This window comes from Aeromicrobium sp. WCS2018Hpa-31, assembly GCF_031843905.1.
In the GTDB taxonomy this organism is placed as follows: Bacteria; Actinomycetota; Actinomycetes; order Propionibacteriales; family Nocardioidaceae; genus Aeromicrobium.
On record NZ_JAVTJF010000003.1, the window covers coordinates 337,372 to 345,354 of the forward strand.

7 protein-coding genes are annotated in these 7,983 nt (G+C 72.4%); 4 read left to right on the top strand and 3 right to left on the bottom strand.

All coding sequences use genetic code 11. From position 1 onward, the window contains the following. Nucleotides 1–52 precede the first annotated feature (52 nt). Together RQG84_RS05580 and RQG84_RS05585 are read left to right on the top strand one after the other, a co-directional pair. Entirely contained in the window at nt 53–1,090 is a 1,038-nt protein-coding gene (locus RQG84_RS05580) for an SPFH domain-containing protein (protein ID WP_311209215.1), read from the top strand. Then, nucleotides 1,087–1,977 carry a hypothetical protein gene (locus RQG84_RS05585; protein ID WP_311209216.1) on the top strand — a complete coding sequence of 297 codons (891 nt, stop codon included), beginning with the start codon at nt 1,087–1,089 and terminating at the stop codon, nt 1,975–1,977. Before RQG84_RS05580 ends, RQG84_RS05585 begins: the two co-directional genes overlap by 4 nt. Before the next feature lie 51 nt (nt 1,978–2,028). Here the strand turns inward: RQG84_RS05585 and RQG84_RS05590 are convergent, their stop codons facing one another. Both RQG84_RS05590 and RQG84_RS05595 read right to left on the bottom strand, forming a co-directional pair. Continuing rightward, nucleotides 2,029–2,691, bottom strand: coding sequence for a GNAT family N-acetyltransferase (locus RQG84_RS05590; RefSeq protein WP_311209217.1), 663 nt, complete (start codon nt 2,689–2,691; stop codon nt 2,029–2,031). Further along, complete coding sequence (locus RQG84_RS05595; RefSeq protein ID WP_311209218.1) at nt 2,681–4,747, bottom strand: Ig-like domain-containing protein; 2,067 nt, start codon at nt 4,745–4,747, stop codon at nt 2,681–2,683. Before RQG84_RS05595 ends, RQG84_RS05590 begins: the two co-directional genes overlap by 11 nt. Nucleotides 4,748–4,989: 242 nt before the next feature. Here RQG84_RS05595 and RQG84_RS05600 point away from each other — a divergent pair, with 242 nt between their 5' ends. Next, a complete protein-coding gene (locus RQG84_RS05600; protein WP_311209219.1) occupies nt 4,990–5,658 on the top strand; it encodes a TetR/AcrR family transcriptional regulator in 669 nt (222 codons plus the stop codon). Here the strand turns inward: RQG84_RS05600 and RQG84_RS05605 are convergent. Further along, a complete protein-coding gene (locus RQG84_RS05605) occupies nt 5,651–7,246 on the bottom strand; it encodes an AMP-binding protein (RefSeq protein WP_311209220.1) in 1,596 nt (531 codons plus the stop codon). The two genes, RQG84_RS05600 and RQG84_RS05605, sit on opposite strands and share 8 nt — an antisense overlap. Nucleotides 7,247–7,469: 223 nt before the next feature. Between RQG84_RS05605 and RQG84_RS05610 the strand changes: the two genes are divergently transcribed. Continuing rightward, nucleotides 7,470–7,778 carry a GIY-YIG nuclease family protein gene (locus RQG84_RS05610; RefSeq protein ID WP_311209221.1) on the top strand — a complete coding sequence of 103 codons (309 nt, stop codon included), beginning with the start codon at nt 7,470–7,472 and terminating at the stop codon, nt 7,776–7,778. Nucleotides 7,779–7,983: the final 205 nt, after the last annotated feature.

Sequence of the window (7,983 nt, forward strand, 5' to 3'; positions counted from 1 at the left end):
CCGGGTGCGGCAGACTGGGCGCGCCGAGTCGAGCCGACAGCGAGGGGCACCCATGGCCGACATCACCCGACGTCCGTTCCTGAACCACCTGAGGTCGGACCCGACGTCGTTCGTGCTCAAGCTGAGCGGGGGACGACCGACGAAGTCCGGAGCCGGCATCTCCTTCTGGTTCCGTCCGAGCACCGCCGCGCTCGCCGAGGTGCCGCTCGACGACCGCGAGCAGGCGCTGCAGTTCACCGCCCGGACCAGTGACTTCCAGGTGGTCTCGGTGCAGGCGACGGTGACCTACCGCGTGGTCGACCCGGCCGTGGCCGCGACCCGCATCGACTTCGGCATCGATCCGCGCACCGGTGCCTGGAACGCGCGCCCCCTCGAGCGCCTGGGCGGTCTGCTCACCGAGCTGGCGCAGCAGCCGGCGCTCGACCACCTGGCGAGCACCTCGCTGACCGACGCGCTCTCGCACGGCATCTCCCCGGTGCGTCAGCGCGTGGCCGACGAGCTGGCCGGCGACCAGCGCCTGGTCGAGCGCGGCCTGGCGGTCACCGACGTCCGCGTCGTCGCCATCCGTGCGGAGGCCGACCTCGAGCGCGCCCTCCAGACGCCCACCCGCGAGGCGGTGCAGCAGCAGGCCGACCGAGCCACCTTCGAGCGGCGCGCCATGGCGGTGGAGAAGGAACGCGCGATCGCCGAGAACGAGCTGACCAACCAGATCGAGCTGGCCCGCCGCGAGGAGGAGCTCGTGGCCCAGCGCGGGCAGAACGAGCGCAGGCGCGCCACCGAGCAGGCCGAGTCCGACCGCATCACGGCGGCCGCCCAGGCCGAGCGCCAGGGCGTCCTCGCCCGTGCCGAGGCCGACCAGGAGCGCACCGTGGGCGAGGCGCGCGCCGAGGCGGAGTCCGCCGCGTTCGCGTCGTACGCGCAGATCGACCAGGGTCGGATCCTCGCGATCGCCGCGCGTGAGCTCGCGGGCAACTTGCCGCCGCTCACCCACCTGACCGTCACGCCCGAGCTGCTCGCGCCGCTGCTGGACCGGCTCGGTGACCGCGACGGTGACGACCGGGCGGCGGCCGAGGAGCCCGGTCCGGCGTGACGCTGCGGCCCAGGGCCGTCGTCGTCCACCGGCGGTCCGAGCTCGACGAGCTCGTGGCACGTCACGCCACGCGGGAGCAGGCGGCCTTCTTCCTGGCCTCCCGCGACCGCGACATCGTCGAGGTGGAGCACCGCCACGAGGCCCTCGCCCGGGCGCGCTCGGCCGTCTCGGCGGCCATCCCGCTGCACTGGCGGCGTGCGGAGGTGGAGCGCGGCGAGCTCGACCGGTTCGTCTTCGGCCCCGAGGACGTGGTGGTCGCCGTCGGCCAGGACGGGCTCGTGGCGAACGCGGCCAAGTACCTCGACGGGCAGCCGGTCGTGGGCGTCAACCCCGAACCCGCCTGGAACCCTGGCGTCCTCGTCCCGCACCGGCCCGAGGACGTCGTGACCGTGCTGGCGGCCCTCGCGCGCGCGGACCGGCAGGTCCAGGAACGCACGATGGTGCAGGCCCGGACCGACGACGGACAGATGATCTCGGCCCTCAACGAGGTGTTCGTCGGGCACGCAGGCCACCAGTCGGCGCGCTACGTGCTGCAGTGCGGCGACCAGGTGGAGCGGCAGTCGTCGTCGGGCATCCTCGTCGGCACCGGGACGGGGGCCACCGGCTGGCTGCGCTCGGCGTGGGAGGAGCGCCGCAGCCCGCTCGACCTGCCGTCGGCGACCGACGCCAGGCTGTGCTGGTTCGTCCGGGAGGCGTGGCCGTCGCCGGCCACGGGGGTCACGGTGACCGAGGGTGTCCTCGAGGCGGAGGGATCGCTCGTCGTCACGGTCGAGTCGGACGCGCTGGTGTGCTTCGGCGACGGCATCGAGGCCGATGCAGTGACGCTGTCGTTCGGCCAGCGGCTCACGGTCGGCCGGTCGTCGCGACGACTGCGTCTCGTCGTCTGAGCGCGGCCGACCACAGGCCCCCACGCGCAGCAGGGCGTGCGGCCGCCGCCGTCAGCGTTCGTCGAACGGGGTCATCGGCGGCATCAGGTGGGTGAGATCGTCCGTCCGGTCGGTCCAGCGCGAGGCGGCCCGCATCCGGTCGCCGTCCGCCGTCCGCTGGCCGTCGCTCCACATGCGCGGCCACTCGCGTGCGAGCACCAGGCTCGAGGCGGCGGCGACGAGAGCCGTCCCGATGCTGCGGCGCCGCCACCGAGGGGTCACGTAGATCTGGTCGACGAAGCCCGACGACGGGTACCAGCGGTAGGCCCCGAGCTGGTCCTCGCTCGTCACGTCGACTCGGCGGAGAGCCTGTCGGTCGAGGAGGCCGCCGGGTGGGACGCCGTGGCCGGTGAAGGCGAGCAGGACCGTGGCGGGCGGCTTGCTGCTCGGCTCAGGAAGCTCGGCGAACCACAGCGGAGGTGCCTTGGGTGCGGCCTCCGCGGTGACCTCGATGGCTTCGACCGTCCCGGCGGGACCGTGCTGGGCCCTCGCGACGAGCGGCTCACCCTCGATCTCGGCGAGCGCCTCGTCCTCCGGCAGCGCGAGGCGCGTCCCGTCGCCGTGCCGCCCCGACTGCAGCACGGCGGACCACAGCGGCGCAGAGCCCGGACCGAGGGCACGGACGTACCAGTACGGCCACGCCGGCTCTCCCGGTGGCGGCCCCTCAGTGGCCACGCGAGGCGGCAGGTCGGCGGCGGGCCCGGGTCAGTGCGGCGGCACCGGCGGCGACCAGCAGGGCACCCAGGGGCGCGAGGGCCGCATCGGGTCCTCCGGTGCGCGGCAGCACGCCGGTCCGTGAGGCGGTCGTGCTGCTCGCGTCGTCGCGAGCTGCCGCGGCCGGTGCGACGTCGCCACCGTCGGTGTCGCCACTGCCGGTGTCGCCACCGTCGGTGCCGGGATCGACGGGATCGGGGTCGACGGGGTCCGGGTCGACGGGGCCCGGGTCGACGGGTCCGGGGTCGACCGGCTCGGTCGCCTCGACGGTGATCGTCAGGGTGCCCGTCGTGGACCCGTTGGAGTTCGTCACGGCGTACTGCACCGGCACCGTCCCACTGAATCCCGTCGGCGGGGTGTAGCGCAGGCGCAGCGTGCCGGCGGAGGGGACGGCCAGGGTGCCGACGCCGTCGGTCGGCTCGGGCACGGGCGTCTCGGCCGCGCCCACGACCTCGACCGTGCCGCGGCCCTCGGGCAGCGGGGTGACCTCGAGACCGGTGTCCGGGTCCTCGCTGTCGTCGTTGGCCAGGACGTCCACCTCGATGGCGGGGCCGCCCTGCTCGGCGGTGGCCGTGTCGGGGCGCGTCACCGGCAGGATGGAGCCGGTCGCCGTGAACGTCACCTCCTCGGTGCCGCAGCTGGGCGTCAGGTTCAGGTCGCACGGCTCGATGACGACCGTGCGCGGGTCGGGCAGCAGCGCCTGGCCGTCGGGGACGGCCGACTGCGTGATCTCGACGCGGGCCCCGGCAGGAGCGGTGTAGAGGCGCAGGAACGACCCGATTCCGGTGATGTCGCCCGGGCACGAGCTGAGGCCGGTGGGGCCCTCGGCCACCGCGGCGAGCTCGAACGGCGGGAAGAACGGCCCGTCGGTCGGGATGAACGGTCCGGTCGAGCCGGTCGAGGTCGTGCACGTCTCGACCTCGGGTGCGCCACCGCCGGCGGGGTAGGTGGTGATGGTGATCGTGCTGCCCACGGTGGTGGTGCCCTCCGGGACGAAGGCGCCGCTCGCGACCTGGGTGCCGATGCGGTACTTGCGCGTGCCGAAGTCCGGCGTCACCGCGTCCTCGGACACCGCGATCGTCACCTCGCCCGTGCTGCTGCCGTTGGTGTTGGTCAGCGTGTAGGCGAAGGAGTCGGGCCCGGAGTAGTCCTCCGCCGCCGTGTAGACCAGGCGCTGGAGCTCGTCGTCGGTCACGCGCACCGAGCCGTGGCCGGGCTGGGAGACGGTCACCACGGTGTCGGGGTCGCCGGTGTTGTCGAAGGACAACACGTCGAGCGTCACCGGCTCGCCGGGGCGAGCCTGCAGGGAGCGGTTCTGAGCGATGGGCGCCGGTCCCTGGACCAGGAAGTCGACCGACGTGGGCTCGGCGGAGCACTCGGCGGCCGGGCAGGGTTCGACGGTCATCGTGCGCGACGTTCCATCGTCCTCGTACCCGGTGACCTCCGCCCGCTCGCCGGGGCCCAGCTCGAACGTGCTCGAGCCGTCGTCGGCGAGGCAGGTGGCCTTCTTGCCGGCGTCGGCCGCGTCGAGGTAGACAAGGCACGAGAGGGTGCGCAGGTAGACGTCGCCCTCGTAGATCCCGATGTCGGCACCCCGGCCGGTCTGGGGCTTGTGGTAGCCGTCGGGGTCGAGGGTGAAGGTGACGGTGAAGGACTGCGCGCCGTACTCCACCTCCTCCGCGGCCGACGGTTCGTCCGTGGGAGCGGGGTCGACGTCCTCGGCCTGCTCGTCGGCCGACGCCGCGGGCTGCTCCTCGGCCGACTGCTCGGCGGGGGTCTCCTCGGCGGTCTGCTCCTCGGAGGGGGTCTCCTCGGCCGGGGCGTCGTCCTGCTCGACCGGGGCGATCTCGACATCTGTGGGCGCGTCGGTCGACGTCGGCTCGGAGGTCTCCGGGGCCAGGTCGCCCTCGGCGGCCAGGGCCGCTGGCGCGGAGGTGGCGACGGTGGCGAACGCGGCGACCGCGGTCACCCCGATGCGGCCGAACAGGTGCAGGGCAGGACGCGACGAGCTGGACAAGGGGGCCCCTGGATGTCGGGTGGTGCCCGACGATCGGCGGGCGTGAGGAGCCTATGCGCAAGTTTGGTGCCAGTCCGGCGAACGAGAAGAATTCACCGAACCGGCCGGCGCGCGACTCGCCCCTGGACTCGAGTCGCACGCCACGCACGTCGGGGCGAACTCTTGGTACGCTTGCGTACCCAGGATGGTACGCGCGTGTACCGATGTCAAGCGGACTTCCAGGAAGAGCGGGTGGGGGAACGGTGCAGGACCAGGACGCGAGCCTCGCGAGGACGGCCGACATCAGGCAACGGATCCTCGCCGGTCTCGAGGACGTGCTCGCCCGGCGGCCCTTCGGCGAGATCGCCGTGGCCGACATCGTGGCCTCGGCCGGCATGTCCAAGCGAGCCTTCTACGAGGTCTACCCGCACAAGGCGGCGTGCCTCATGGACCACGCCGACCGGTTCCACGCTCGGTGGGTGCTGGAGCTGGAGCAGGAGGTCCTGGCGGCTCCGGACCGGCTCGCGGGCGCCGAGGTTGCTCTGCGGGTCTTCTTGAAGAACGTGCATGATCGGCCGTTGCTCGCCCGGGCGCACCTGGTCGACCTCTACGGTCTGGGAGCCGATGCCGTGGCGCTGCGTCGTGAGATGAAGCACCGCTACGCCGCGATGCTGCAGCGGCTCGCAGGTGGCGGTGACCGCACCGGGATGGTCGACCTCGACGAGGAGACGGCACTGCGCATCATCGGCGCCATCGATGACGTGCTCATCACCCTGACGTTCGGCGACGTCGAGGACGGCGAGTTCGACCGGCTGGCCGGAGCCACGGTCGCGCTCGTGCGGGCGGTGTTCGTCGGACTGTGGGTCGAGCAGGCATGGGGCCCGGTGGACCTGCGCCGGCTCGCGGCCGGCGGTCCGCCGGACGTCAGTTGACCTGGCGTTCCTGACCCTCCCAGAACTCGGCTCGCAGCTTGAACTTCTGCAGCTTGCCGGTGGCGGTGCGGGCCAGCTCCTCGCGGAACTCGATGCGCTTGGGGCACTTGTAGCCGGCCAGGTGCTCGCGCGTGTGGGCGATGAGTCCGGCCTCGTCGACGTCGGCGTCGGGATCGACCACCACCAGGGCGGTCACCAGCTCGCCCCACTTCTCGTCGGGGATGCCGATCACGGCCACCTCACGCACGGCGGGGTGGGAGGCGAGGGCGTCCTCGACCTCGATCGAGGAGACGTTCTCGCCGCCGGAGATGATGACGTCCTTCTTGCGGTCGGCGATCGTCACGTAGCCGTCCTCGAACGCGCCGCCGTCACCGGTGTGGAACCACCCGCCGGCGAGCGACTCCGCGGAGGCGTCGGGGTTCTCCCAGTAGCCCTCCAGCACGGTGTTGCTGCGGGCGAGCAGCTCGCCGGAGTCGTCGACGCGGATCGACGTCGACAGCGCGGGGGCACCGGCGCGACCGAGGTTGCGGGCCTGCTCGGTGGGATCGAGGTCGTCCCACTCCTCGCGCATCCGGCTCATCGTGAGCAGTGGCGCGGTCTCGGTGAGGCCGTAGATCTGGATGAACTCCCAGCCCAGCTCCTCGCGCACGCGCTCGATCGTGCGGGTGGGTGGCGGAGCGCCGGCCACCACGCAGCGCACGCGGTCGCGCCCCGTGGGACCGTCCCAGTCCTTCAGGGCGTCGAGCACCGCGGAGAGCACGGCGGGGGCGCAGCACAGGTAGGTGACCTGGTGGTCCTCGATGCGGCGCAGGATCTCGGCGCCGTCGACCTGGCGGAGCACCACGTGCTTGGCGCCCATGCCGGTGACGCCGTACACCTGGCCCCATCCGTTGCAGTGGAACATCGGCAGCGTGTGGAGGTAGACGTCGCGGTCGCTGACGGAGGCCTGCCAGCCGAACACGGTGGCGTTCGTCCAGAGGGCGCGGTGCGTCTGCTGCACGCCCTTGGGCCGTGCCGTGGTGCCCGACGTGTAGTTGATCGTGGCGGTGGCGTTCTCGTCGGGCTCCCACGCGCGGGGCTCGGCGCCGTGCTCCGGCCGCTGCCCGGTACCTTCCGCCGCCCGCTGCCCGGCACCCCCGCCGGGGGCGGGGCTCCAGCCCCAGACCGCCTCGTCGTCCTCGCCGACCATGAACACGTGCTTGGCCGCGGAGCAGGCGTCGCGCAGGTGCTCCAGGCCCGGGTCGAGGATCACGACCTCGGCACCGCTGTGCTGGACGATGTACTCGACCTCCGCCGGTGCGAGACGGAAGTTCACCGGCACGAACACGCGTCCCCAGCCCGAGACGCCGAAGAACGACGTGTACAGCCGGGCGGCGTTCTGCGACACCATCGCCACGCGACCACCCACCGGGACGTCGAGCTCGTCGAGCCGCGCGGCCTGCGCCTGCGCGAGCCGCATCACCTCGGCGTACGTCAGCTCACCCCATGACGCCGCAGGCTGGTCGGGCTCGTCGACGACCGCCACCCGGTCGGGGTAGACCGTGACGGCGCGGTCGAGGAAGTCGCGGATGCTGAACGGGACGATCACGAGGGCCTCCAGAGCGTATGACGCGGGTCACGCCCATCATGCAACGCCCGGTGTTGCACCGCCGTCGCAGGGCGTGTGCCCGCAGGGCCGCACCATCGCGAGCTTCCGCTGGTCGAGTAGCGGCCGCGCGAGAGGAACGAGCGTCGTGGCTGCGTATCGAGACCACGAGCTGGCCTGTGGACCGTCGGTCGACGTCGAACGCCAGTACCGTTGCACTGACCACATGGCCTACCTCTACATCCTCAGGTGCTCGGACGGCAGCTACTACGTCGGCAGCACCCGCAACCTCGACGCCCGGCTCCACCAGCACCGGGCCGGTGACGGCTCGGAGTACACCAGGCGCCGACGGCCGGTCGAGCTGGTCTATGCCCACGCCTTCGCCCGAGTAAGCGACGCGTTCGCCGCGGAGAAGCGCGTCCAGGGGTGGTCGCGTGCAAAGCGTGAGGCGCTGATCAAGGGTGACTGGGACCTCATCTCGACCTTGGGCCGCAAGGACTTCATGCACCGCGACGCGACCCCATGGCGGGAGTGAGTCGACGAGTGGAGATCTGATCTCGATACGTCCGCCCCTGCTCGTTCCTCGCGGGTCGGACTACTCGATCGTCGGAGCTGTTCGTTCCTCGCGGGTCGGGCTACTCGATCGCTGGGTTCGGGGGCTCGTGGTTCGACGTGATGCTGGTCGAGTAGTGGGAGCGGCGAGGAACGAGTGGTGCTCCTGCGTATCGAGACCATCGGTG